Annotated in this window: 1 protein-coding gene; it reads right to left on the minus strand. The window is 70.4% G+C overall.

Annotated features, from left to right (window positions below; genetic code table 11):
• A partial coding sequence (locus QSK03_RS32920) for a helix-turn-helix domain-containing protein (protein ID WP_285660052.1) occupies positions 1-605 on the minus strand: 605 nt, incomplete at its 3' end.
• Between the last annotated feature and the right edge of the window lie 90 nt (positions 606-695).

Genomic DNA, 695 nt, shown 5'->3' on the forward strand with positions numbered 1-695 from the left:
GGGCGCGGCTGCAGGTTCAGCGGCCCGAACTCGTCGGCGCAGATCACGCGTGCGCCGGCGGGCAGCTCACCGGCGGCGGCCTGGTCGTAGAGCTCGAGGATGCGGTCCTTCTTGGCGGTGAACTCGGGGTCGCGGCTGGCCTTCCAGGTCTTGGTGGCCTGCCAGGAGATCCCCGCCGCGCGCAGCACGTGGCGGACGGTCTCGGTGCTCACCGAGATCCGCTCGCGGTTACCCAGGTGCTCGACGAGCTTGGTCAGGCTCCAGGTGGTGAACGGCAGCCCGAGCTGGGCCGGTGCGGTCTTGGCTACCCGGGCGATCGTCTCGCGGTGCTGGGGACCGAACCTACGAGGTCGGCCCCCGCTCCATTTTGGGTCCAGGGCCGCGAGCCCCTGCTCGTTGAACGCGTGGATCACCTCCCGCGCGTACTGCGCGGTCGCGGCGAACATGGCCGCCGCGTCCGTCGCGCTGCGCCCCTGCATGGAGGCCAGCACGATCCCCGCTCGGCGCAGCCGCACCCGGTCCTTCGTCGTCCTGGTGATCTTGACCAGGCGCTGCGCCTCGTCCTCGGACAGTTCCCGGACGAACACCTCTGCAGGCCGTGCCATCGCCCCACCTCCCGGGCGACAGCCTCCAACCCCTCAAGATCCTGATCAAGCCCTCGGTTACAGCGCCAACGTTCCTTGCCGCGGCACTAG

This window comes from Actinomycetospora sp. NBRC 106375, from assembly GCF_030269665.1.
In the GTDB taxonomy this organism is placed as follows: domain Bacteria; phylum Actinomycetota; class Actinomycetes; order Mycobacteriales; family Pseudonocardiaceae; genus Actinomycetospora.